The 23,786-nt window shown below is 47.2% G+C and carries 24 protein-coding genes; 6 read left to right on the plus strand and 18 right to left on the minus strand.

From position 1 onward, the window contains the following. Positions 1–311: 311 nt before the first annotated feature. From KTH89_RS06200 to KTH89_RS06210, 3 genes are all read right to left on the minus strand, one after another. The gene (locus tag KTH89_RS06200) at positions 312–1,604 is read right to left on the minus strand and encodes a UDP-N-acetylglucosamine 1-carboxyvinyltransferase (protein ID WP_158341958.1); all 1,293 of its coding nucleotides are present in this window, start codon (positions 1,602–1,604) and stop codon (positions 312–314) included. A 196-nt stretch (positions 1,605–1,800) separates the two neighbouring features. After that, on the minus strand, positions 1,801–3,333 hold the full coding sequence (locus KTH89_RS06205) for a M23 family metallopeptidase (protein WP_158341960.1): 1,533 nt from the start codon (positions 3,331–3,333) through the stop codon (positions 1,801–1,803). Positions 3,334–3,398: 65 nt separating this feature from the next. Continuing rightward, on the minus strand, positions 3,399–3,908 hold the full coding sequence (locus KTH89_RS06210) for a shikimate kinase (protein ID WP_238721063.1): 510 nt from the start codon (positions 3,906–3,908) through the stop codon (positions 3,399–3,401). A 101-nt stretch (positions 3,909–4,009) separates the two neighbouring features. Here KTH89_RS06210 and KTH89_RS06215 point away from each other — a divergent pair, with 101 nt between their 5' ends. Further along, positions 4,010–5,224, plus strand: coding sequence for a DNA polymerase Y family protein (locus KTH89_RS06215; protein ID WP_238721064.1), 1,215 nt, complete (start codon positions 4,010–4,012; stop codon positions 5,222–5,224). A 26-nt stretch (positions 5,225–5,250) separates the two neighbouring features. Here the strand turns inward: KTH89_RS06215 and KTH89_RS06220 are convergent, their stop codons facing one another. From KTH89_RS06220 to KTH89_RS06235, 4 genes are all read right to left on the minus strand, one after another. Further along, the gene (locus KTH89_RS06220) at positions 5,251–7,122 is read right to left on the minus strand and encodes an ATP-dependent nuclease (RefSeq protein ID WP_238721065.1); all 1,872 of its coding nucleotides are present in this window, start codon (positions 7,120–7,122) and stop codon (positions 5,251–5,253) included. Positions 7,123–7,127: 5 nt separating this feature from the next. Beyond that, positions 7,128–7,691 (minus strand): flavin reductase family protein, encoded by a 564-nt coding sequence (locus KTH89_RS06225; protein WP_238721066.1) that lies wholly within the window; start codon positions 7,689–7,691, stop codon positions 7,128–7,130. Between the two features lie 80 nt (positions 7,692–7,771). Beyond that, on the minus strand, positions 7,772–9,421 hold the full coding sequence (locus tag KTH89_RS06230) for a putative manganese-dependent inorganic diphosphatase (RefSeq protein ID WP_158341970.1): 1,650 nt from the start codon (positions 9,419–9,421) through the stop codon (positions 7,772–7,774). 403 nt (positions 9,422–9,824) lie between these two features. Continuing rightward, the gene (locus tag KTH89_RS06235) at positions 9,825–10,472 is read right to left on the minus strand and encodes a GTP pyrophosphokinase (RefSeq protein ID WP_158341972.1); all 648 of its coding nucleotides are present in this window, start codon (positions 10,470–10,472) and stop codon (positions 9,825–9,827) included. A 600-nt stretch (positions 10,473–11,072) separates the two neighbouring features. Here KTH89_RS06235 and KTH89_RS06240 point away from each other — a divergent pair. Together KTH89_RS06240 and KTH89_RS06245 are read left to right on the plus strand one after the other, a co-directional pair. Further along, positions 11,073–11,279: a helix-turn-helix domain-containing protein gene (locus tag KTH89_RS06240; protein WP_158341974.1), complete on the plus strand. Its 207-nt coding sequence runs from the start codon at positions 11,073–11,075 to the stop codon at positions 11,277–11,279. Positions 11,280–11,322: 43 nt separating this feature from the next. Continuing rightward, entirely contained in the window at positions 11,323–11,586 is a 264-nt protein-coding gene (locus KTH89_RS06245; protein WP_158341976.1) for a hypothetical protein, read from the plus strand. 89 nt (positions 11,587–11,675) lie between these two features. Here KTH89_RS06245 and KTH89_RS06250 read toward each other — a convergent pair whose 3' ends face one another. Together KTH89_RS06250 and KTH89_RS06255 are read right to left on the minus strand one after the other, a co-directional pair. Continuing rightward, entirely contained in the window at positions 11,676–13,025 is a 1,350-nt protein-coding gene (locus KTH89_RS06250) for a glucose-6-phosphate isomerase (RefSeq protein ID WP_238721067.1), read from the minus strand. 72 nt (positions 13,026–13,097) lie between these two features. Beyond that, positions 13,098–13,838 (minus strand): hypothetical protein, encoded by a 741-nt coding sequence (locus tag KTH89_RS06255; protein WP_158341979.1) that lies wholly within the window; start codon positions 13,836–13,838, stop codon positions 13,098–13,100. A gap of 293 nt (positions 13,839–14,131) precedes the next feature. On the opposite strand from KTH89_RS06255, the gene KTH89_RS06260 reads away from it, so the two are divergent. Next, a complete protein-coding gene (locus KTH89_RS06260) occupies positions 14,132–14,374 on the plus strand; it encodes a TIGR03905 family TSCPD domain-containing protein (protein ID WP_158341981.1) in 243 nt (80 codons plus the stop codon). 37 nt (positions 14,375–14,411) lie between these two features. Beyond that, positions 14,412–15,500 (plus strand): undecaprenyldiphospho-muramoylpentapeptide beta-N-acetylglucosaminyltransferase, encoded by a 1,089-nt coding sequence (locus KTH89_RS06265; RefSeq protein ID WP_238721068.1) that lies wholly within the window; start codon positions 14,412–14,414, stop codon positions 15,498–15,500. A 14-nt stretch (positions 15,501–15,514) separates the two neighbouring features. Here the strand turns inward: KTH89_RS06265 and KTH89_RS06270 are convergent, their stop codons facing one another. Further along, positions 15,515–15,925 carry an HIT family protein gene (locus KTH89_RS06270; protein WP_238721069.1) on the minus strand — a complete coding sequence of 137 codons (411 nt, stop codon included), beginning with the start codon at positions 15,923–15,925 and terminating at the stop codon, positions 15,515–15,517. Positions 15,926–16,038: 113 nt separating this feature from the next. Between KTH89_RS06270 and KTH89_RS06275 the strand changes: the two genes are divergently transcribed. Continuing rightward, positions 16,039–16,764: a sensor histidine kinase gene (locus KTH89_RS06275; RefSeq protein ID WP_238721070.1), complete on the plus strand. Its 726-nt coding sequence runs from the start codon at positions 16,039–16,041 to the stop codon at positions 16,762–16,764. A gap of 120 nt (positions 16,765–16,884) precedes the next feature. Here KTH89_RS06275 and KTH89_RS06280 read toward each other — a convergent pair whose 3' ends face one another. The 8 genes from KTH89_RS06280 to KTH89_RS06315 all read right to left on the minus strand — a co-directional run bounded on the left by KTH89_RS06280 (position 16,885) and on the right by KTH89_RS06315 (position 23,740). Continuing rightward, positions 16,885–17,997, minus strand: coding sequence for a DUF6382 domain-containing protein (locus tag KTH89_RS06280; RefSeq protein WP_238721071.1), 1,113 nt, complete (start codon positions 17,995–17,997; stop codon positions 16,885–16,887). After that, positions 17,945–18,475 (minus strand): TadE family protein, encoded by a 531-nt coding sequence (locus KTH89_RS06285; protein WP_238721072.1) that lies wholly within the window; start codon positions 18,473–18,475, stop codon positions 17,945–17,947. The genes KTH89_RS06280 and KTH89_RS06285 overlap by 53 nt, the downstream gene beginning before the upstream one ends. Positions 18,476–18,584: 109 nt before the next feature. Beyond that, complete coding sequence (locus KTH89_RS06290) at positions 18,585–19,007, minus strand: prepilin peptidase (protein WP_238721073.1); 423 nt, start codon at positions 19,005–19,007, stop codon at positions 18,585–18,587. A gap of 147 nt (positions 19,008–19,154) precedes the next feature. Continuing rightward, on the minus strand, positions 19,155–19,943 hold the full coding sequence (locus tag KTH89_RS06295) for a TadE/TadG family type IV pilus assembly protein (RefSeq protein WP_238721074.1): 789 nt from the start codon (positions 19,941–19,943) through the stop codon (positions 19,155–19,157). Positions 19,944–20,015: 72 nt separating this feature from the next. Then, entirely contained in the window at positions 20,016–21,515 is a 1,500-nt protein-coding gene (locus tag KTH89_RS06300) for a DUF5702 domain-containing protein (RefSeq protein ID WP_238721075.1), read from the minus strand. Further along, entirely contained in the window at positions 21,481–21,648 is a 168-nt protein-coding gene (locus KTH89_RS06305; protein WP_238721076.1) for a Flp1 family type IVb pilin, read from the minus strand. Before KTH89_RS06305 ends, KTH89_RS06300 begins: the two co-directional genes overlap by 35 nt. Positions 21,649–21,698: 50 nt before the next feature. Beyond that, positions 21,699–23,066 (minus strand): hypothetical protein, encoded by a 1,368-nt coding sequence (locus KTH89_RS06310; RefSeq protein ID WP_238721077.1) that lies wholly within the window; start codon positions 23,064–23,066, stop codon positions 21,699–21,701. 2 nt (positions 23,067–23,068) lie between these two features. After that, positions 23,069–23,740 (minus strand): type II secretion system F family protein, encoded by a 672-nt coding sequence (locus KTH89_RS06315; protein WP_238721078.1) that lies wholly within the window; start codon positions 23,738–23,740, stop codon positions 23,069–23,071. Positions 23,741–23,786: the final 46 nt, after the last annotated feature.

Raw genomic sequence — 23,786 nt, forward strand, 5'->3', positions numbered from 1 at the left:
TAGGCACACTTTCCTATGGACTCAAAAAAAGAGTTTCGCTTGCGAAACTCTCCGCCTGCGGCGGGCCGCGCAAGCGGCATCTTCCTTTCCGCCGCAGTGCGATACCCCCGGAGGGCTTTTTTAGTCCATAGGCGCACTTCCTATGGACTAAAAAGAGTTTCGCTTGCGAAACTCTCCGCCTGCGGCGGGCCGCGCAAGCGGCATCTTCCTTTCCACCGCAGTGCGATCCCCCGGAGGGCTTTTTAGTCCATAAGCGCACTTTCCTATGTACTAAAAAGCAGGTGCGGATTTCACCGCACCTGCTTTTAGTATCAACCCACTTTTAATTTGAATTTCTGAATATCTTTTTCGGTGGATACCTTCTCGATCATGGCTCCCAGGTTCTGGAGTTTGTCTTCGAACGCCTCGTAGCCTCTTTCAATATAGAAGATATCGTCTACCGTCGTAATTCCTTCGGCAGCCAGGCCTGCGATGACCAATGCCGCTCCGGCTCTTAAGTCAGGGGCGGTCACGCCGGCTCCCGTATATCGTTCGGTCCCATCGATGATGGCCGTATTTCCTTCTACTTTAATGTTGGCTCCCATACGCGAAAGTTCATCCACGTATTTGAACCGGTTTTCAAATATGCTTTCCGTGACGATGCTGGTTCCCTCGGAAAGGGCCAGGGTTACGGTGATCTGCGGCTGCATATCGGTGGGAAATCCGGGGTACGGCAGGGTTTTCACATGGGTATGCTTTAACCCTTTGGAGGATACCACACGAACCGCGTCATCGAACTCTTCGACTTCACAGCCGATCTCCATTAATTTGGCGGTAATCGCCTCCAGATGCTTGGGTATTACGTTTTTAACCATCACATCGCCCTTGGTGGCGGCGGCGGCAAACATAAACGTACCGGCCTCTATCTGGTCGGGAATAATCGCGTAGCTGGTCTTGTGCAGTTTCTCCACGCCTTTGATCCGGATCACATCCGTCCCGGCGCCTTTGATGTTGGCCCCCATACTGTTCAGGAAGTTGGCCACGTCTACGACGTGGGGTTCCTTTGCCGCATTTTCGATCACGGTGTTTCCGGATGCCATCACAGCCGCCATCATGATGTTGATGGTGGCTCCCACGGTTACCACGTCCAGATAGATATGGTTCCCGGTCAGGCTGCCCGCTTCTGCGATAATCATTCCATGCTTGATATCAATTCGCGCGCCTAACGCACGAAAGCCCTTCAGGTGCTGGTCCACCGGCCTGCTGCCGATATTACATCCACCAGGAAGAGCTACCTCTGCCCTCTTATACTTGCCTAACAGCGCGCCCAGCAAATAATAAGAAGCCCGTATTTTTTTAATATAGTCATTTTCCACAACCACACTGCCGATCATGGAACCATTGATCGTTACGGAATGCCGGCTCACACGGTCCACTTTCCCGCCGATCTCCTGAATTGCCTTTAATAATACATTTACATCTTTTACGTCCGGTAAATTATCTATCTCTACTGTCTCATCGGTCATAATAGCCGCAGCTAATATAGCCAAAGCGGCATTTTTTGCTCCGCCAATTTCCACTTCGCCTACCAAAGGGTTTCCGCCCTTGATGATATATTGTTCCATGACGCACCTCTATACGATTTCATCAACTTTTTCATAATTTCTAATATAAAGTAAAGCCAAAATCCGGGCTGCCTCCCAACAAACCTGGATTTTTTCATTAAAACTATTATAGCACAAACTCCTCATTTGTAAATCGAAAGTTTCGGATTCCAGATATTGGCCAAAAAAGGAACGCCCGTCAGGCGTTCCTTCGTCATTAATTCAAATATTTAAGCGGGTTCTGCGGTGAACCGCCGATCAGTATTTCAAAATGCACATGCGGCCCGGTACTGTTGCCGGTATTTCCGCTCAGCGCGATCTTATCATTTTGTTTCACGGACTGTCCCGGGCTCACCAGTATCTTGCTCAAATGGGCATATCTGGTAACTCTGCCGTCGGGATGCTGAATCAGGATACAGTTTCCATATCCGCCCATCCATCCGGTTCTTATTACGGTACCTCCGCAGGACGCTCTGACTGCGGTTCCGACCGGGCAGGCCCAGTCTACGCCTTCATGCATACGGCCCCACCGTCTTCCGAACTGGGAGGACAGCCTTCCTCCGGACAACGGTTTGATGTAGGTCGGCGGAACAAGGGTTCCTCTCTCCACAATCTTCGCCACAGGCTCTTCCGTAACCGTTTCCGCTATGATATCCCGGCTGATCTCCTTGCCGTTCCTGGAAGTCACCAGAGCGGTCACCTGCCGGTGTCCGGTGCTCCCCTCCTGGATCACCACTTCCTTGGTTGTGTACCAGGAGTCGTTATCGATATACTGAATCGGAGCTTCATAGTCCTCATCGTAAGTTGTTTCTTCCTTTGTCACCACGGACAGCTCCGGCTCCGGAACCGTCAGGATCAGTTCATCTCCGGGCTGGATTACCGTGTCTTCCGACAATCCTTCGTTGACATCCAGCAGCTCGGCTACTCTCATATCATTTCCGTTGGCTATGGTAGATATGGTATCTCCCGACTTTACTTCGTAGACCGTATTCTTCTCTTTATCCTTAGTGACCTGGTCGATGGCTTCCTGCACAGGAGTGATTTCTTCCGGCTCCACATAAGCCTCCACCACTTCCACATTTTCGTCAAAATCGATGTCCACCATACCGTCGTTCTCGCCGGTCACCTGCGGAATCGGCGCCTCCGCCTCGATACCCGCGGCGCCTTCGATGGATGAGGCTACCGTGTCCACCTCGTTTTCAGACTTGTCCACCCTGTTCAGGCTGGTGGTAAATACATTCAGCTCCCGGCCCTGGTCCGCCACCAGTTCCACCGTGAACTCGTTATTCACATCATATTTATTTTTCGCCGCATCCAGCAGCTGGACCACTTCGTCCATACTGGCGACTGTGACCGTATACTCATTGATCTTAACCGTATAGGCTTTTCCCTTGGTTTCCTGCTCTGCGGTCTTAAGCTTTTCATAAATCGCGTTCACCAGGGGTTCCCCGCTCATAGTCGACCCCACCAGCGTCTCCTTGGCATTGGCCTCCATATCCACATCCATGAAAATCATATCCTCAGACTCGCGGGACAGCCTCTTTCTGGCTTCCAGCATCGCCTGCTTTGCCTCCTCGGGATCACAGACGGCGGCGACCACCTGTCCGTCCACGGAAACCTCATAATAATCCCCGGAACCGAATCTGCTGCCCACCAGGGGCATCGTCAACAACATGATTCCCGACGTAACGGCAACCGCTTTGACATACGTATACTTCATCACATGGCGATAATTTTTATATTTCCTCATAACGCCTCCAAATAACTTTCCACGTCGTAATCATTTCGTAATATATTTGTAACAGATTCATTTTATCAACAATTATCGGCCTTGTAAAGGGCTTTTTGTATATTTTCAATGGTTTCCTCGATACTCAGCTCCTCCTCATCGATCACAATATCCGCGTACTTCTCATAAAGAGGCGTCCGCTCCTCATATAAGTCCGCCAGGCTCTGCCCCTCCCGCAGAACCACGCCGCGTCCCTTTATATTATGAAGCCTCCGGTCCAGAGTCCGGTAAGACAGCCTCAGATACACAACCGTCCCGATCTTTCTCAAGTGCTCCATGGCTTCCTCCCCGTACACGACGCTTCCCCCTGTGGCGATCACGGATCTCTCGGCCTCGATCGAAGCATTTACCCGGTTTTCCACAGCGATAAAGCCGTCTACGCCGTCCTGCTCGATAATCTCAGCCAGCAGACGCTGTTCCTCCTTCTGTATCAGCAGATCGGAATCTATAAACTCATATCCCAGTATTTTCGCCAGCACAACCCCGGCAGTGCTTTTCCCCACTCCGGGCATACCGATTAATATCACATTGTTCATATTATGTCTAACCTCTCCTTCTTTTTGTCAGTGGAAATTGTAACACAAACTGCATCCGGAAGGCAATTGTCATTTCTTCCCTGAACCTTTATAATGTAGCTATGGATAGGATAATTTTTCACATTGACGTAAATTCCGCTTACTTAAGCTGGACTTCCGTGGAACATTTAAAAAATGGGGATGGAATCGATCTGCGGGACATCCCGGCTATTATCGGCGGCGACCAGAAAAGCCGTCACGGTGTCGTATTGGCAAAATCCGGACCGGCCAAGGTTTTCCACGTCCGAACCGGAGAGCCGGTGGTCGACGCGCTGCGCAAATGCCCGAACCTGGTAATCGAGCCGCCGGATCACCATCTCTATCACGAATACAGCCGCCGTCTGATGGAGCTGTTATCCGAATATAGTCCGGACCTGGAACAAGTCAGTGTGGACGAGTGCTATATGGACTTCTCCGGCATGACCCGCCACTACGCGTCGCCGGTTGCCGCCGCCACCTCCATCAAGGACCGGATCTGCTCCGAGTTAGGCTTCACAGTCAATATCGGCATCTCCAGCAACAAACTTCTGGCGAAAATGGCCTCTGATTTTGAAAAACCAAACCGGGTTCACACCCTTTTCCCGCAGGAGATTCCTGCAAAAATGTGGCCGCTTCCCGTGGAAGAGCTGTTCATGGTCGGGCGCTCCAGCGCCCAGCTTCTGCATAAGCTGGAAATCCTGACCATCGGCGACCTGGCCCGCACGGACCCGGCCCTTCTGACCGCCCACTTAAAAAGCCACGGCCGTCTGATCTGGGAATACGCCAACGGCATCGACGACACTCCCGTGATCGGCACTCCTGCGGAGGCCAAAGGGATCGGAAACTCCACCACGCTTCCCCAGGATGTCACCACGCTCCCGGAAGCTCAAATTATACTCAGAAGCTTGTCCGAATCCGTATCTGAGCGCCTGAGAAATGCCGGCCAGCTGGCCGGCATGGTATCCGTTGAAATCAAATACAGCGACTTTACGGTCTTCTCCCACCAGGCCCAGCTCCCGGTCCCGTCAAACACCAACGCGTCCATCTACGAATGTGCCGGCCGTCTCTTTGGGGAGCTCTGGAATCATGGCCCGATCCGCCTGCTCGGCATCCGCACTTCCAAGCTGGTCCCCGCCGACACTCCCATCCAGATCAGTCTGTTCGATCTGGAAAAGCCGGTCTCCGAGAAGCAGAAGAAGCTGGACGCCGCCCTGGATCAAATCCGGCGGAAGTATGGGAACACAGCCGTCGTCCGGGGCAGCTTGATGGAGAGAGGGGAGGATGACGGGGAAATGTAACTCGTATCCGTAATCATGCCGGTCATTTATACCGGCTCCTCCTTTTTTCTATTTTGAAAATAGACAAAGTTATCGATGGCCTGGAGAATATCCTGAAAGGTCTCACGGGGCGCCGCGTCGATATATTTTTTCAAAATTTCTGTCTCCGCGTCTCCTTTGTACCGGCCGTAGAAAATATCGTAGAGATTATGGCCCCGGACATAGATTTTGATCGCTTCCATGTGGTTCTTCAAGTCCTCCTTGGAATTGATCCTGGCCCCGGTCACCTTGATCATCCGTTTCATACTGGGTACTTTGTACAGGTAGGCCTTATATTTCGCATACAGAATGTTGTAGAATTCCTCTTCTGATTTAATTACGCCGATTTTTGCCATGACCGCCGGTTCCAGAAAATAATTCTCAAATGAATAATATCTCAGAACCAAAACGTTCCGGGGCTGGACTCTGGGAACGCTGTCGCCGCCTTCTTCTTTTGATCTGGCCCCATAATAGCTGCAAAGCTGCTTCACCAGATATTTGGGATTCTTTCCGTCACTGTCACGGATCATCAAAAACTGATCCTTTAAATAAAGCTTGTTTATGTATTTCAGGTTGGCATAGGTCTTTATATTTGTACAGCTGTTGGTGGGAATGATACTGATCCGCTGCAGCATTCCGTCCTCATCATAGATTTCCGAATAGTATTTTTCCAGCAGAAGGGGCAGGCGGTTCCGGTCCTGCTTGCCTTCCACGATAAAGACAAAGCTGACGTTCATCAGGTCGTTGGCCGTATATCCCAGATCATCCAGAATCTCGTCGATATCCACATTTTCCCGGATCGTCGTATAATAATTTTCATCCAGCACCACCTGTTTGATCTGCCGGCTGGTAAAATTAAACAACAGGTTTGGGGAGTGGGTGGAAAATATGATCTGGTTCTTCTTTGACAGACGATAGAGTATTTCCCCGGCCACCTTCTGAAGCTGGGGATGCAGATAGCTTTCCGGATCTTCTATCATAATAATAGAAGAAATCGGATTCATATCATCAATGTAAGCTTCCAGCAGGGACAGGATATAGATACTCTTTATCCCCTCGCTGAGCATTTCGATGGAGCCTTCCATATACCGGTCATTGTTGATCACCAGCGTATCGATATGGAACAATTCATCAATATTAAACTTCATTTCAAAGCGGATGTCCTGGGAACGTCCGCTATTTTTATGGAAATACTGATTCAGGCGCGACGCAAAAGCATCCACATTCAGGTGAAAAAGCTTATACTCCAGCAGTCTGACCGTTTCCGTAATGGTAATATCCGCCGGCGCCTTCCGGTTGATCACATGAATACAGTTAAAACAGTGGCTGCATTTTCTGGATTCGTCAAACACGCAGCGGTTATCCCTAAGCCCTGCCAGATCCTGTCTGGTCTGGGCCACAAATATGTCATTTTGAATTCCGGTCAGTTCCCGCCGGTGATCAATATAGTGGATTTTGGGGATCAGCATGGGGATATATTTATTATTCCTGCGCACCCCGTCATTGTAGCTGATCTTTCCGTCCTTATGGATCGTACAGGTGAACGACAGCGTATTTTCCTGAAAAGACGGCAGCCGGTTTCTGAATTCTCTGAACCAGGCCTCGAAACTTTTATAACGGCTGATGACGCCTCTTTGATGCAGCTCCGCCAGATCTTCATCGGCGATCTCCAGGGTGGCACCGATTTCGATCGCTCCCTTCCCGTCTCCAAAATCGGTGGGGCGTATCTGATAGTAGCCGGCCATGGCCAGGATTGCATCCAGAATAACCGTTTTTCCCGTATTATTTTTTCCCACCACAATCATCGCGCTCTCGATCTCTTCGATCCTGAGATCTTGGATGGATTTAAAATTGTGTATGGTAAGGGATCGTATTTTCATAAACGCTATCCTTTCCTGACGCTGTAGCCGAATTTCCCCAGTTTCTTTCCTGTTCCAAAGTAGTCGCCGTGGGAATATACAATAGGTTTCGCCTTCTCAAGATCAAACCTGCCTTTTTCATCCATATAGCTTTCGTCCGCGTGGACCGCTACCACCTCGGCAAGGAACAGATCATGACTGCCCAGAGGCAGAACCTGCGTCACGCGGCACTCGATATTGACCGGGCTTTCCTGAATCATGGGTACCTTCACCACGCTGGCAGGTATTTTCGTCAGGTTCATTTTCTTGAATTTATCCATATCGCGCCCGGAACGCACACCGCAGAAATCCGTCGCAAATGCCAGTTTCTCGGTTGTCAGGTTAATCACGAATTCCCCTGATTTTTTCAGGATATCGTAAGAATACCGTTCGGGGCGCACAGAGACCGATACCATCGCGGGATTCGTGCAGACGGTTCCCGCCCATGCCACCGTCAGCACATTATCTGTGCCCGCTCCGTCCGATACCGTAACCAGAACGACCGGCAGCGGATAGAGCATATTTCCGGGTCTCCATTGCTGTTTTGCCATAGTTTCCTCCTGTTTTCTGTCTTTACATTTCCCCGCTAACGGGTTTACACCGGATTTTCTTTGATTTCCTATTAGATTTCCTACTGCTGGAGCACGGTGACAAATGCCGGAATCAGCTGCTTTTTCCTGGATACCACGCCCTCCAGCATCATGGAGTCCGTATCCCCGGCCAGGCCGAAGGCTTCCGCCGCCAGCTCTTTTGAGCTGCCTCCATAACAGATCAGTTCCGTCCGCTCATCTATAATATTCGTCAGCATAAAGAACATCATCGTGACATCATGCTCCTGGAAAGCTTTCTCCATATAGGGGATCAGTTTTCCTTTGATCTCTTCCAGTTCGGACTGCTCCATGGAATTGATCTGCCCTACGCCGAAGCTCACATCGCTGACATTGAATTTCTTAAAGTCCTGATAAAAGATCTCTTCCGGCGATTTACTGTTCAGATTACTTCCCGCCCGGAACATTTCGTGGGCAAATGTGGGCAGATCCTCAATGCCGGCAATTCCCGCCAGATATTCCGCCGCCGCCCGGTCTTCCGCCGTACAGGTTGGCGAGCGGAACATCAGGGTATCGGATATGATAGCCGCGCACAGAAGTCCGGCGATCCGGACCGGAATTTCTATATTTCTCTCCCGGTACATCTGGCTGATAATGGTAGCCGTACAGCCCAGAGGCTGATTACGGAAAAATACCGGCGTGATCGTCTCTATCGTTCCCAGCCGGTGATGATCGATAATCTCCAGTATTTCCGAGGACTCGATCCCGTCCACCGCCTGGCTTTTCTCATTGTGATCCACCAGGATCAGCTGCTTCCGGTTCATGTTCAACAGATTTCTTCTGGAAATCATCCCGATGTAGACGCCGCGCTTATCCACAACCGGGAATTCCCGGTGGCGCTTTCGTGCCATCGTATCCTTGATGTCATCGATCAGATCATCCGTGGTAAACGTAATCAGGTTCTCCCTGGTCATAAAATGCTTGATGGGCATACTCTGATTGATCAGTCTGGCCACCGTATACGTATCATGGGGCGTGCTGATCACCTGACAGCTGCGCTCTCTGGCCAGCTTTCGGATGGTCTGGGACACTTTCGCGCCTTCGCACACGATCAGGCACGCCGCGTTCATCTCAATCGCACACAGTTGGGACTCATAGCGGTTGCCCAGAATCACCAGGTCGTCATCTTCTACATAATCCTCCATCAGGTCCGGGCTGGTGGCGGCGATTACCACCTTGCCTTTTATAAAATATGCGTGAGGATTCCCTTCTACCATCGTTCCGTCCAGAGTTTCCAGTATATTTTTATATTGGGTTCTGGCCGTGGAGAGAATCCGGCTGTCGTATACTTCCATATAGGATGTTGCGATATCTCCGATGGTTATCAGTCCCTCCAGCTGGTTCGTCTTGGACGTGACCGGCAAAGTGACGATCCCGGATTCCTTCATCAGGCCCCAGGCTTTTTTCAGCGAGATACTCTCTTCCACTCCCTGCGTCTTCCGGATCTCCACATCACGAACCTGGGTATAAACCGAGGATAGATAACCGGGTGCCGATACCTGAAAACGGTTCAATACATACTGCGTTTCCTCATTGATCTGTCCGGCCCGCTTGGCTATAAAATTCCCAGGCGCTGTTTTTCTCTTAAAATCTGCATAAGCGATTGCCGAGCAGATCGAATCCGTATCGGGATTCTTATGGCCTATCACATAGATCTTTCTGTTTTCATCCATTCTATAATCTCCTCCAAATAAATAAAACCCCTGGCTTTTATTATAATATAGAAGCAAAACTCCTACAACGCCTAAATAAAATTGGGTATTTTGTATTATATCCCTTCCATCTTTCTTTCCATTTTGTATATATTTCATGATAATTTCATATTGTATTCATAATTTATTCATAATTTATTGCTATACTAACTACAGTTGAATAAGAGTTCATTCAACAGGTTGCAATGTGTTTCATTACACACATAGATAAATTTTTTCATAATAGCCTCGGTATCTCTGATACCGGGGCACTCCTCATTCTATGAAAGGCCATGGGAAAACCGCTCCCATGGCCTTTTTATTATTATGATACGATCTTCGCATCTTCATTCCCGTATTCGTATCTTCTTTCTCCTATTCGGACTTATCTTCCCTGTCGGGCATCCACACGCTTGATCGCCTCATTCAGCGATAACATTTTCGCGTCCAGCTTCGAGATCATCTCCGCACATTCCCTGAGCTCCCGGCTGATATACTCCGGCGCGTTTCCCTCGAACTTATAGTAGATCTTATGCTCCAGGCTGGCCCAGAAATCCATCGCTATCGTACGGATCTGGATCTCCACCTTTGTATCCACCACACTGTCCGACAAAAATATCGGCACGGTTACCAGCATATGGTAACTCTTGTATCCGCTCTCTTTCGGCGCCTTAATATAATCCTTGATAGACAATACCTTCAGGTCGCTCTGGTTTCCGATCATTTCCGCCAGCCGGTAAATATCGGAAGTAAAGGAACAGGTTACCCGAACACCGGCGATATCATTTACATACTTTACCATGTTCTCGATGCTGCTCTCGTAACCGTTTTTCTTAAGTTTCTTTACAATGCTCTCCGGAAGTTTAATTCTGGATTTAATATGTTCAATCGGATTGTAACGGTGAATATGCTGAAATTCATCGTTCAGTATCTCGAGCTTGGTACCCACTTCCTTTAGAGCCGAATTATATAAAAACATCGTAGTTTCCCAGCTGTCAACATCATCATACAGCCTGTCTGAAAAATTACTCATACTTACCTATTCCCCTTTATCTTCCCCGCTACCGTATCACAGCGCAACAGCATTATTATATCATACTTTGTCGAAATAGCGAGTGTTTTTTCAGTATTTTTAGGAAGTTAAGAAATATTTAATTTTTATCCAAAAATTACCATTACCTCTTGGCAAATCTGACCCCAGAAGTATATAATGGTCAGTAGCGAAAAACACACAACAACATATGACTGACCGATAGAAAAGCTTTCGCTAAATATTATTTCATCTATATCATTCCCCTTATATTTCGGAATGATTATCTGAGATTATTTCTAGCTGCACTACCGTTAGGGTGGCATTATCTGTAATCCCGATTATTACTCAATGGGGTACATATTCCGGAAAATACGCGATTGCATTCTAATTTATTTGCGAACAGCAGTTCATTATGATTTCGCTCCTGGGAAGATCATGTCCATCACACTTCTTGAATCTTTTATTACACTTTTCTGTTCTCTGACCGCTTGTCTTCATGATATACTTCCCCCTGTGTGTATTTTAAAAATATACACATATTATAGTATATGTACAGCATAGAAAACATACCCTTTAATGTATATGTGGGAGGTTGATAAAATGATATGTTTTGACAAATTATGGGAAACTATGCGTCAAAAAGAAATTACTACATACAAATTAATCAAGTATCATAATTTCAGTCCCAGCCAGATTCAAAGGCTGAAAAGGAACCAATGTGTATCTACCTATACGCTTAACCGCCTCTGCAATATTTTAACTTGTGATATCAAAGATATTGCACAATATCGCGAAGATGAGCTATAATAATCCGGTAACTGATGAACGGATTATTAGTAGGAGTTTTATTATGTTTCGATTATGGGGAAAAATTTTCCGCAACAACCATCTTTTGAGGGATACCGTCATCTGTATGGAATCGGATGATACCAGAACGCATAAAATATTTCAGGCTTTAGACGGGATCTGTTATGAATTTGATCTTCCTAAACCGATTTGGTTGGACGCCAATGTAGAAGAGTTTAAAAAGCATGATAAAACCCGGTTCCGGCAGGACAATTTTATTGAACAGCTGGATTTTGATTATCTTGAGATCCAGATTATCGAAGAGTAGTCACGAAGAAACGGTTGCAGAAAGGTGGATTTTTTCGTTCCTCTTTCTGCAACCGCTTTTTAAGCTTCTGCTGAGACTGCTTTTACGAATTACAGCCTCTTCATCAACTCTTCTCTCTCTTTTTCATATCCCGGTTTTCCAAGAAGTGCGAACATATTTCTCTTATAGCTCTCTACACCCGGTTGGTCAAAGGGATTCACGCCTAATACATAACCGCTGATTCCGCAGGCAAATTCAAAGAAGTAGAACAGTTCTCCGAGATAAAACTCGTTTTGTTCCGGAATATTTACCATCAGGTTCGGTACGTTTCCGTCGGTATGGGCCAGTATCGTACCATTCATCGCGCTCTTATTGATAAAGTCCACCGTTTTTCCGGCCAGATAATTCAGTCCGTCCAGATCTACCGGCTCCTCACCCATGACCAGCTCATCTCTGGAACCTTCCACATTCAGCACGGTCTCATACATAATACGCGCTCCATCCTGAATAAACTGTCCCATAGAGTGCAGGTCTGTTGTCAGATCCACAGAGGCAGGATATATCCCCTTCTGGTCTTTCCCTTCGCTCTCTCCGTATAACTGTTTCCACCATTCAGAAACAAAGTGAAGGCTTGGCTCATAATTGGCAACGATTTCCACCGATTTTCCTTTGCGGAGCAGGATATTGCGGACAGCGGCATATTTCAACGCGTCGTTCTCCGCGAAATCGCAATTCAGTGCGCGCTCCCTTCCCGAAGCAGCGCCTTCCATCAGCTTTCCGATATCCGCACCGCTGACCGCGATGGGCAGCAGTCCCACGGCCGTCAATACGGAATAACGTCCACCCACATCATCGGGAACGACGAAGGATTCATATCCTTCCTCCGTAGCCAGATTTTTAAGAGCGCCTCTGGCTTTATCCGTGGTGCAGTAGATTCTGCGGGAGGCTTCTTCTTTCCCATACTTGTCCTCCAGCATCTTCTTGAATACCCGGAATGCAATCGCAGGCTCCGTGGTTGTCCCGGATTTGGATATCATATTAATGGAAAAATCTTTTCCGTCCAGAACATCCATAAGATCCTTGATATAGGTGCTGCTGATGCTGTTACCCACAAAATAGATTTCCGGTGTTTTTCTCGTCTCTTTGGATACCATGTTATAAAAACTATGTCTTAAGAACTCAATCGCCGCTCTGGCTCCCAGGTAGGATCCGCCGATTCCGATTACCAGCAGTACATCGGAATCTCCTTTGATTTTCTCCGCGGCTTTCTGGATACGCCCAAATTCTTCCTTGTCGTAATCGACAGGCAGATCAATCCAGCCAAGGAAATCATTCCCCGCACCGCTTTTGGAAACCAACAGATCTCTGGCATCCAGAACCAGCTTGCTCATCATAGTCACTTCGTCATCGCGGATAAAAGAGCTTGCTCTCGAGTAGTCGAATGATACTTTGTTTCCCATTCTAATACACCTCTTTTTTCTTTATAGTAAAACTTTGTCATATGAAAATTGTAGCAAATCCGACTCCCTTTATCAAGCTAAATATTCTGTCAGTATCTCCTGGATCACTTCCTCCTCCTGCGCTGCCTGCATCCCTTTCTGCATTTCTTCCTGTCTCTTGCTGCTTCCGGCTGCGATCTGTTCCAGGCTCCGTTTCATACTGGCGATCTCTGTCTCCACATTCGGATCCATTACCAGCATATTATCATCCGCCATTTCTTCTTCCATGCCGGCCGCCGCTTTTTTCTCCATATATTGATGCGCCAGGCGATTCGCCATGTAGTTCTCTAAGTATTCACAAACGTTCATATGTACCATATTTTTCTTATACTCCACATCCAATAAGCCGCTTACCGCTCCGACAGCCAGTATTCCGCCGCCGCCCATAATCAAATATGTGGTTATATTTTGGGTTGGATAGCCATAATAATAACATAGGAATGCGCCCGTGCATCCAAGGATCAGACAAAGACGCATTGCATTGCCCGGAAGACGTTCTAAGCGATGCAGACGGATGCCCAGGAAGCGGACTTTTGATAACTGCTTGTCCACAAACAATCCAATATTATTGACTCCCAGATTCAGTTTATAACAGCTTTCAAATTTCATTTTCATTTTTTTCATCAGTTTGTTGCGTGTCTCCGGTATTTTACCGGTCACCCTCGCATAATGGGCATAACCCAGATGTGCTAATAATTTCCCCAGAATACCTAAGGCACATACCCCCCATATACAGTAGGTGATAATTCCCCTGCTAATAATTTCCTTCCACATAAATTATTCAATCCCCTTTCGAAAAATAATTTCCAGATTTTTACAATTCATTATACCGAATGCGGATGGATTTGAAAAGATGTCTGGAAGGAAAATCGTTTTACAATCTTAGACAGAAATACAGCTCCCTCAGCCCGTTTTGACAGCCGGGGAGGCCATTCGACATAAACTCTCCGATTTGTATACCCCTGGTAACAAAAATCGCTCCCGGCAAAGTCCCTGATCCGGTTTTCGGGCTGGATTAATTTTAATTTTTTTGCTATACTTTTACTGATCATAAAGGAGGAATAAATATGACATATAAAACAAGAGGCGTTTGTTCTCAGGAAATCCACCTGGAGTTAGATAATGATATTATAAAATCTGTGGAATTTATCGGCGGATGTTCCGGAAATACGCAGGGAGTGGCCCGGCTGGTAACCGGAATGAAGGCGCAGGACGCGATTGCCAAAATGGAAGGTATCAAGTGCGGTTTTAAAAATACATCCTGTCCGGATCAGTTGGCCCAGGCTCTGAAAACAGCAATGAATCAATAATTGGAAAAACGAAACGAAAGGATACATGGAGGTTCTTATGAAACGGATAGTCCTCACCGGAGGCGGAACAGCCGGGCATGTCACTCCGAATATTGCCCTGCTGCCCAAACTGAAGGAATTAAATTATGACATACATTATATCGGTTCCTACGAAGGTATTGAGCGTAAGTTAATCGAAGAATTTCAAATACCTTATTATGGGATTTCGTCTGGAAAGCTGCGGAGATATTTTGATCCTAAGAACTTCACCGATCCCTTTAAGGTCGTAAAAGGTTTTTCACAGGCCAGGAAATTGATGAAAAAGCTGAAGCCGGACGTGGTGTTTTCCAAAGGCGGCTTTGTATCCGTACCTGTTGTTTTGGCCGCAGGCCGCAGCAAAATCCCGGTGATTATTCATGAATCTGATATGACTCCAGGCCTGGCTAATAAATTGTGTATTCCAGCGTCTTATAAAGTATGCTGTAATTTCCCTGAAACTCTTCATTATCTGCCGGAAGAAAAAGCTGTGCTTACAGGTTCTCCTATACGGCAGGAATTGCTGAACGGGAACAAGCTGGAGGCACTGAAATTCTGCAATTTCACCGCAAACAAACCGGTAATCCTGATCATCGGCGGAAGCCTCGGCTCTACCATCGTAAACGATGCCATCCGCCTGATCCTTCCTGAACTGCTTCAGAAGTACCAGGTGATTCACCTGTGCGGAAAGGGCAAGATCGATCCGGCCCTTACCGGTACCAATGGTTATATTCAATTTGAATATATTAAAAAAGAATTGAGCGATCTTTTCGCTCTGGCCGATATCGTAATCTCCCGTGCCGGCGCAAATGCCATCTGTGAACTGCTGGCACTGCACAAACCGAATCTATTAATTCCGCTTTCCGCCAATGCAAGCCGCGGGGATCAAATTTTGAATGCCCGTTCTCTGGAACGTCAGGGCTTCAGCCTTGTATTGGAGGAAGAAGCCCTGACCGACCGGAAGCTTTTGGAATCGATTAACAAATTATATGAAGACCGTTATATCTTTATGGACGCCATGTCCAAAAGCGGTCAGACAAATTCCATTGAGCTTATTACGAATTTGATTGAGCAGGCAGTCAAAGAGTCCGGACATAACACGGAGGAGTAATCCAACGGCTATTATCAGACACGCAGCTGTTTCACCAGCTCATCCAACTCCTCCGCCGACACCTCTCCCGGCTTCCATGTCAAACCAACCTGATCATCCGGATATCTGGGGATCAGATGGATATGGAAATGAAATACTGTCTGACCGGCCAGCGGTCCGTTGTTTTGCACAATGTTGAATCCTTCGCATCCAAGCACCTCTGTCATATGTGCGGCCATTTTTTTTGCCAGCACAAATGCTTTGGCCGCTATACTCTCATCCAGTTCATAGATGTTGGCATAGTGCTGTTTTGGAAGAATCAACGCATGCCCCCGCGCCGCAGGCCCCAGGTCGAGAATGACCATAAAATCTTCATCCTCGTAGATGGTTGCCGCCGGAATCTCGTCATTTGCTATTTTGCAGAATATACAGGTACTGTCTTTCATTTCAGTTCCTTCTTTCTATGTAAATTTTTAGTATAACCTGTCGATTCATGTCGAATTGTTGTAATTGATATTTCAAAGACCCAATGATAAACTGAAAGAAACGGGGTGATATTATGTTAAGTAAACAAGATAATGAGAAAATGCTGTCCCTTATGGAAGAAAATCCAGATGCCAGAGAAATCATTCAGAAACTTCAGGAATGTCATAAAGTTACCCTATCCAAAGTTTCTCATGAGCTTCGAAATTCTCTGACACTCATTAACAGTTCCATGCAGTTTATTCAATCATCCCATCCTGAAGTAAAAGACTTTCCCCACTGGTACAGTACCATGGAGGATATTAAAAATCTGATCATACTACTCCAGGATTTATCCGCCATCGGTAACGCCTCCAAATTAAGGTTAAACACCGTAGATCCTTATGCTTCCGTAAAAGCCATTCTGGAATCAGCCCGTTCCCTGATCGAAAATAATCATATTCAACTGGAGGCTGATTGTGAAGAAAACCTGCCATGCTTCCAGGGGGACGAAACAAAATTAAGAGAAGCCATATTCAATCTCATCATAAATGCCTGTGACGCTGTCCAGGAAAACGGCTATATACATATCCGGCTGTATAAGGAAGGATCTTATATAATATTTAAGATAACCGATAATGGCTGCGGCATCGATGAGGCCTCACAGGAATTGATCTTCGAACCCTTTGTGACTACCAAAAAAGCAGGAACCGGTATTGGACTGCCCCTGGCCGCTGAAATCGTACGCGCTCACGGAGGTATCCTCACACTGGAATCCGAAGTAGGAAAAGGCTCCATCTTCACCGTTAAAATTCCCTATTGAGTTTCTTTCGTTCTACTTACATTTTATCTTAAAATATCTGGTGTTGCAATGATAATTGCGGCACCTTTTTATTCCACGAGGAAAGTGCGCTTATGGAATAAAAGAAGTTCCCCAAAAGAACTACTCAAAATTGCAGCGTATATGAGCGATACTGATTTCATCGCCCCGTCTTATTTCCGTCTTCTCATTGGATCCCAGTTGTACTCCATTCAGGTAAGTGCCATTGGTAGAGTTCAGATCAGTAAGGTAATACTTTCCCTCCTCCATATGAATTCTGGCATGGATACGGCTGACTTTGGGGTCGTTGAGTAAAACGTCCGCATATTCGGGAAGCTTGCCTATGGTCCACCCCTCTCCTTCCTTTAATTGCTGTTCGTAAATACCGTAGCGGCCGCAGTCCAGCCTGTGAATCATAGAGTCCTCTTCATAAAATAGAAGCTTTGTGCTGCCATACTCCGTTTCTTCCGCTACCTCTGCTGCCGGAATCTCCTCATCCTGTATACTCTCATAACCCTTTTCCTCTACATCCATATAGGTTTCCCTGCGTCTTCGATCCCACAGCCGGGAAAAAAAACCTTCTTTTCTGTCTGAAGCCTCCGCCTGCGCTTCTCTCTCAACCGGTTCCTCCCTCACAGGCCGCTCATCTCTGTCATAAACAGGAATATAACCGGTCTGGTTATCCTGGAATAATTCCAGAATTTCCTCCATATTATAATTTTCTTCCGTCGTTTTTTTGTACACCTCATATCCGACGATCACTCCCCGCTCATCCTGATGATCCAGTTTCGCCAACATATATTCCGCCAGTTGGTGAAATCCTCGTACTGCCTCGCACTCGAATCCGGGCAGATAGCAGAAAAAGAATTCCTTTGTCTCCACGTCCATATAAATATATTCCGGCCATAAAACCAGCCGGCTGGTATCCAGCAGATAATCTTCCGTTTCATCAAGTGTCTTCATCAAGTCCCGGCAGAGATGATACATATCTTCAAACCCTAACGCTTTCTTATCATAAATCCCGGCCATAGGCTGTTTGGAACTTATTTCGTAATAAAACTGATTCTTTCCGTTTAAATTTCTCATCTGGCATTCCAGCAGGCCTTTCAGATGATTTTCCTCCAGCATGCGGATTTCATAACTATCCTCGCATCCGGTATCATAATTATCCAATATCAGATAATTATGATTCAAATCCCTCCTGTATTCTCCGTGTATCTGTTCCATTTGTTTCATGCACCATCCCTTCCAATTTTCTGATGTTTCTGATCCATCCGGCCGGTTTTCTAACCTGGGCCGTCCTTTCCACAGACACGATACCATCCTTCCCCCCAATGATTCCTGACACAAACGGAAGCCCCGGTATTACAAATTTTCCGCAAAAAGTAACCTTCGCCTCCTTCTCCGTCACCTGCAGATCCATATCCACTAATCGTACGCAGAGTGTCCGTCCATCCAGCTGCGCATTCGCTTTCTCATACAGTTCCCTCTCTATCTCCTGGGCATCATTGTACGATACCGCCAGGCTGCCTTCCAACGCAAGCTTCCAGGCCAAATTATCCAGCACGGCCAGATCGGACAGGTAAAATGCCAGATAGAGCATCAACACCAGAATTCCCAAAATTATAGGGAACAGAACAGCGGCCTCGACTGTATAACTGCCTTTCCATGATTTGTTAAGCTTATATTTTATATTCTGACCTGATATTTTCATGAAATTCATATCCGTTACAACCTTCCATATTTGCTGCTTCCATGCCTGTTCCTTCTATGCCTGTTCCTTCTATGCCTGTTCCTTCCACACCTGCCCTTTTCCTTTCCGTTCAGCCTCCAAGAAAAAGTATGCTGCAATACCCCAGCATCAAAAAGGGGATAAAGGGAACCGCTTGATTTCGTTTAGCTTTCTTGGTAAGGAGAAGTATGCCGGAAAATAAAGCAGATAAGATAAACCCCATCATACAGAGCTGCAGATTTTTCCAGAATCCCAGATAGATTCCGGTTACAATAAGTGCGATACCATCTCCAATTCCGATTGCTTCTTCTGTGACAAAGGCCAGCAGTATGATGCCGCCGCCCACCAGTACACCGCTCAGCATATCCCCGAAGCTTTGTTCAAAGATAAAATGCCACGCCACCCCAATCATCCCAAAAGCGGCCGATATCCACAGGGAAACTTCTCTTTTAAACAAATCTAAAAGTGTACAGATCCCCAAATAACCGCCTACCCAAATTTCAACATGCCCCATCGATATCCTCCTTTTTTAGCTCCCTATTCATCATCCCTTTTCACCGTCCCTATCCGCGCAGGCATCCCCAGCCACCCTCCTCTTTCATCGTCCCTATCCGCGCAGACATCCCTGGCCGGCTTCTATATCATTCATCCCCGTTTCTTTCTATCCGCCGCATCTGGAACAAGGCCGGTAATCCGCAGCCTGGGAAATCGGAATCGCCAGCACCCCTCTCTTTAATCCGCTGCATTCCGATGTCGTGTGATAACAATCCCCTGTGTTGGTTATAAAGATACGTCCCGCCAGTATAGGTTTACCGCCGCATTTTTCACAGGCGCTGAATTTCTGACCTTCCTCATTCCGCAGGCTGGATAAATTCTGATAATCCGCAGACCGGACCGTCAGATCAATATGGCTGCATTCCGACGTCTTATGGTAAACCGTCCCATGCTCCGTAACGTATACGATCTGTTCCTCTTCCTTCCCATATGCGTCAGGCTCATAACCGGTCCATCCCCGTGTGCAGGCTCTTTGCACCACCGGAATTCCGGGCAGGCCTATCACATTATACGGAAGTTTTAGTGTGTAGCTGACGACTAAATCCACCCGATCCGCGTCATCCAGCGTATCCGATAAAAGGCAGCTGATACCTGCGGCCCCGCCTTTAATCATGGAAAAATCCTGTTCTGACTTACTCAGATAATCTTTTATCTTGCCATAGGCATATATCTGTGTCAGATCTCCTTTGTAAGCATATTGGGACATGTGCAGACTGGTCTGCACCGCCGCGTCCTGAATTTGTCTTTGGATTCTTAGCGCTTCCGTAAAATACATCATACTCAGCAGGACAAACAATACAAATGGCAGGATCACCGCGGCCTCTACGGTCATACTCCCCCGCGCAGAGGTGCACAGCGATGCCCTTAACCGATGTAGGATTTCCGGCGCTCCCATAAAGAGCGCCTGTCGCGATTGGAGATATCTTTTCCTATTCTGACGGGCAAAGGGCATCGCTGTGCACCTCCTTTACATGCCATACCCATAAGTACGGTCTATCGTAATATAATTCCGTTCCTGTCCTTTTCCCGGTATCCCAAAATACAGGAAAATCCGTGGAGCTGAAAATTTCAAATGGATTCTCATAGATTCTACGCAGTTGTCGATCCGGAAATCCGGGCAGCCTTCCAAAAGACGAATCCGGTTTTCGATCAGATCCAGTGTCCGCATCGTTTTCTTTTCCCGTTTCTGGGCCAGCAATAACAACCGAAGATAATCCTGGTAAGTAATCCCCTGGTCACTTTCCTGGTTCCAGGTAGCCGCAGTTTTCATCAGCGGAACCTTTTTTCCCTCCAGCAGGAACCGGACATCCTTCGTACTTTCCTGAAACGCCCAGGTCATCAGTATTCCGATTTTAGCCGCCTCAATCAGCGGAGGAAAACCGGTAATTCCCGCCAGAGCGGATGCCAGCGCATATGCCTCCTCCTGCTTCTGCACATCCTTTTGCAGGTATAAAAAGTTCAGCGCTTCCCGGATGACCAGTAACCGGTTCACTACATATTCCAGATTCTGAATATCGCTTTCTTTCCCCGCAAGTACATATTCCACCGCATAATTCAGACAGTCTTCCTCACCTCCGTCCGTATAATCAGGGAGCTTTTCCAGAAGATATTCACTGAAAATAATATCCGTAAGAATATTGGCCTCCGGGTCAGTTCCGCCCCCGCCTTTTCTTAATTTTCTGTGCGAAGGGAACTGCTGCATATCCGCCCTGCTGCGCGACACTTCATTGGGATCTGCCAGAACGATCTGCAGGGGGCTTAACATCCGAAGCTCCTCCACCGCTTGGACCGGATTTTCCGGTATATCGCTTTGGATTTCGCCGTCCTCTGCAACCGGCTCCTTGTCCCCAGATGCAGCCTTTTCCTGTTCCTCCGCCGCCTTCTTCCAGTCATCCGCCTGTTTTTTCTGTGCGTCCGCGTAATCTTCTTCTATCCCGCCCAGGTTCTGGGATTGTGTCCAATCCGTTATGCGGGAAAGGATGTCGGCGAAAAGAGCTAATCCCGAAGTTCCTTTTTTATATTCCACACACTGCCGGTAAAAGCCGGCCCCGCCAGCGTCTGTCGCCAGTACAAATTCTCCGCATCCTGTCTCTTCAAGCCTAAGCCTCCACATGTCCGCACTCCTCAGAAAGGGCCTGCCTGCGGCAGGCTCCAGATTCCAGCTTATGGCTGACTGGAGCCGCTGCAATATCCGGCTCTCTGAAAACTCTTTTCCGCCGTAACCGCCGTCCAGATAAAACACATCGTATTTTTCCAGCAGTTCCCGATGATATTCGGCAAATATGGAATCCATCCCCATAAGGCTCATATCCATGGCATAGGCATCCAGCAGGGTCGTTCTGGCCAATTCTGTAACCGTGCCTAAGAGGCTCATGATCAATACCAGAATCAGACTGAAAAAAACTGTGATCTGGCCGCTTAAATAACCTCTTTCAGACGGTACTGCTCTGTCTGACAATTTTTTCAAACAGATCACCTACCAGTGATGTCAGCTGGTCTTTAAAAATAAAGATGAGTCCCAGCAAAACCAATAATATAAGTATGATTTCCACCGTTCCAATCCCCTTCTGATTATCTATCCATTTTTTCCATAAATTCATATATTTCTCCTTTCTTTATGACATTCATTTGGATATCTTTTCATTTCCCTCTAAAACTGAAAGGCGATCAATGCCGGCGCCATAACGATAATCAGCACCACCACCAGCATCAGGAACATGGGAACCAGCAAGCGGGTTCCGGCTTCTTCCCCCAGCTTCTTTGCCTGCGCTTTTCTCTCTTCCAGAGACTCCTGCACTTCCATCTCCAGTATCTTTTCCAGGCCGGCATTTCCCTTCTTCATATTCTGCGCCAGCAATGAGGAAAACTTCATATATCTCTGAACCCGGCACCGTTTTCCGAAATTCTGGTATGCCCGCTGTTCCGGAATCCCACCTTGGATTTCGTAATACGCCAGTAGTAATTCCTCATACGCATAGCGCTGTCCGCAAGCCTGTCTTTCCTTTTTCTCCCGGTAATCCACAGCGACCTTGCCAAATGCCGACCGGATATTCATACCCGCTCCAAGCAGCAGTGTAATTTTGCCGACCAGTTCCGGATAATCCATCAACATCTGTTTCCTCCGCTCTTCCTCCAGCTTTTGTAAATCCTTCTCTTTCCCGATAAATATCAAAACCGCGGCCGCAGCGCTTAACAGAATGATCTTCCAACTGTTTCTCTTCGGTCTTTCTCTCCATTGAATCGCAGTTCCGTCTAACAGAACCGGCAGCTCCAGCCTGTCCTCCTCCCGGCTGTTTTCATCCAGTGTTCGAATCCTGTTCTCCAGTTTCCGCGCAAGCTCCTCCTCCGGAGAATAGCACGGCGGCAGTACCCGAATACTTTTTTCATACAAAAGGTTCTGATCCCGGCAGATCATCTCCGCCTGCAGAAGAACTTCTTCCCCTTCCTCCCGTATATTCTCGTTATGGACCCTTCCTGATGTTTCAATGATCTTATAATCACTGCTGTGCCATTCCAGCTGGATCTCTCCCTCTTCCATATCGTAGGGCAGATTGAGATCCGTACGCACCTGCTCCGCAGATGCATTCAAGCCCAGAATATCCATATCCAGCTTTGTCATTGCACCTGTCATAAGCTCCTGTAATTCCTCTTCCCGCCGCGTCTGCCCGGATACCTGGACCGATACCGGGATCTTTTCTTTTCCTATCACAGAATCCAGTTCGTATTCCTTCTTCCCGGCTCCATATCCGCCCCGGTCTATAAAATGTCCCTCCACCAAAACGCTGCTCCAAGCTTCCTTTAAACCGTTCAGCAAAGCTGCAGCGCCGCCTGCAAATAGGACCAGCAGCATAAACGAAAGCTTGATATAGTAGAACTCTCGCTTTTCTTTGCCAATCACTTTTCTTCCCACCCGGTAAAATGGTTTCAGATAGAATGGCAAATCCTGTGGAACCCCGATCCGTGCGCTTAGCCATATCATACATAAAAAGGACGCTACAATCATACCGCCTAAAACCATAGCTACACCTCGATATCCACGATCTTTTTTCCCATATAAAAGGAAACTCCGTAGATCAACAGGCAAACGCTCATAATAACCGTTCCAAGGGGGTTGTGATACAGAATATCCAAGAATCCCGGGGAGCTGATCCCCACATAGAGAATAATCAGAAAAGGAATCCAATTCATAATACGTTGTTCCAGCTGCTTTTCCGAAAGCATGGTCGTAATTTCCCGTTTGACTTCAATCTTATCTGACATCCGGTCCACCGTACTTTTAATAATTTCTACAAGATCTCCTCCGCTGCGCTTCGCGGTGGAGAATACTTCAGCAAAACTTTTTACATCATCCAGACCGCTGCGCGCCGCGAAATCCTCCAGTATTTTTTCTACCGTCTCATTCATATCCAGCTGGTGGATCATAAACCGGAATTCCCGTACGATCAACCGGTCCCCGCCATACAGTATCTCCAGATCCCGATACGCTTCCCGGAATGCGTTTTCCACGGAAAATCCGGCGCTAAGCGCCGCCGACAAAGCCTGTATTCCCTCCCGGAATTCCAGATTCAGCGCCTGCTGCTGCTTCTTTGCCAAATCCTTACGCTTTTCCTTGTAAAAAAAGTATAATAACGGACTTAATAATAAAACTGCCAAGATCGACCGGTAAAACAGATAGCTAATCAGGCCCAGCACTCCTATTCCCTCCGTACCGTACCGAAGCCACTCCTTCCTTGTAAAG

Origin of the sequence: Diplocloster agilis (genome assembly GCF_019042275.1) — a bacterium.
Lineage (GTDB): Bacteria > Bacillota > Clostridia > Lachnospirales > Lachnospiraceae > Diplocloster > Diplocloster agilis.

Coding starts and splice junctions, on each gene's coding strand:
- KTH89_RS06230 (WP_158341970.1), bottom strand. CDS start 9,421: ATGGATGAAAACAGAAAGATCTATGTGATAGGCCATAAGAATCCCGAT.
- KTH89_RS06210 (WP_238721063.1), bottom strand. CDS start 3,908: ATGAACAATGTGATATTAATCGGTATGCCCGGAGTGGGGAAAAGCACT.
- KTH89_RS06275 (WP_238721070.1), top strand. CDS start 16,039: ATGTTAAGTAAACAAGATAATGAGAAAATGCTGTCCCTTATGGAAGAA.
- KTH89_RS06270 (WP_238721069.1), bottom strand. CDS start 15,925: ATGAAAGACAGTACCTGTATATTCTGCAAAATAGCAAATGACGAGATT.
- KTH89_RS06205 (WP_158341960.1), bottom strand. CDS start 3,333: ATGAGGAAATATAAAAATTATCGCCATGTGATGAAGTATACGTATGTC.
- KTH89_RS06265 (WP_238721068.1), top strand. CDS start 14,412: ATGAAACGGATAGTCCTCACCGGAGGCGGAACAGCCGGGCATGTCACT.
- KTH89_RS06200 (WP_158341958.1), bottom strand. CDS start 1,604: ATGGAACAATATATCATCAAGGGCGGAAACCCTTTGGTAGGCGAAGTG.
- KTH89_RS06250 (WP_238721067.1), bottom strand. CDS start 13,025: ATGGGAAACAAAGTATCATTCGACTACTCGAGAGCAAGCTCTTTTATC.
- KTH89_RS06280 (WP_238721071.1), bottom strand. CDS start 17,997: ATGAAACAAATGGAACAGATACACGGAGAATACAGGAGGGATTTGAAT.
- KTH89_RS06285 (WP_238721072.1), bottom strand. CDS start 18,475: ATGAAAATATCAGGTCAGAATATAAAATATAAGCTTAACAAATCATGG.
- KTH89_RS06235 (WP_158341972.1), bottom strand. CDS start 10,472: ATGAGTAATTTTTCAGACAGGCTGTATGATGATGTTGACAGCTGGGAA.
- KTH89_RS06215 (WP_238721064.1), top strand. CDS start 4,010: ATGGATAGGATAATTTTTCACATTGACGTAAATTCCGCTTACTTAAGC.
- KTH89_RS06245 (WP_158341976.1), top strand. CDS start 11,323: ATGTTTCGATTATGGGGAAAAATTTTCCGCAACAACCATCTTTTGAGG.
- KTH89_RS06290 (WP_238721073.1), bottom strand. CDS start 19,007: ATGGGGCATGTTGAAATTTGGGTAGGCGGTTATTTGGGGATCTGTACA.
- KTH89_RS06305 (WP_238721076.1), bottom strand. CDS start 21,648: ATGAATTTATGGAAAAAATGGATAGATAATCAGAAGGGGATTGGAACG.
- KTH89_RS06225 (WP_238721066.1), bottom strand. CDS start 7,691: ATGGCAAAACAGCAATGGAGACCCGGAAATATGCTCTATCCGCTGCCG.
- KTH89_RS06310 (WP_238721077.1), bottom strand. CDS start 23,066: ATGGTTTTAGGCGGTATGATTGTAGCGTCCTTTTTATGTATGATATGG.
- KTH89_RS06255 (WP_158341979.1), bottom strand. CDS start 13,838: ATGTGGAAGGAAATTATTAGCAGGGGAATTATCACCTACTGTATATGG.
- KTH89_RS06240 (WP_158341974.1), top strand. CDS start 11,073: ATGATATGTTTTGACAAATTATGGGAAACTATGCGTCAAAAAGAAATT.
- KTH89_RS06260 (WP_158341981.1), top strand. CDS start 14,132: ATGACATATAAAACAAGAGGCGTTTGTTCTCAGGAAATCCACCTGGAG.
- KTH89_RS06295 (WP_238721074.1), bottom strand. CDS start 19,943: ATGGGAGCGCCGGAAATCCTACATCGGTTAAGGGCATCGCTGTGCACC.
- KTH89_RS06220 (WP_238721065.1), bottom strand. CDS start 7,122: ATGAAAATACGATCCCTTACCATACACAATTTTAAATCCATCCAAGAT.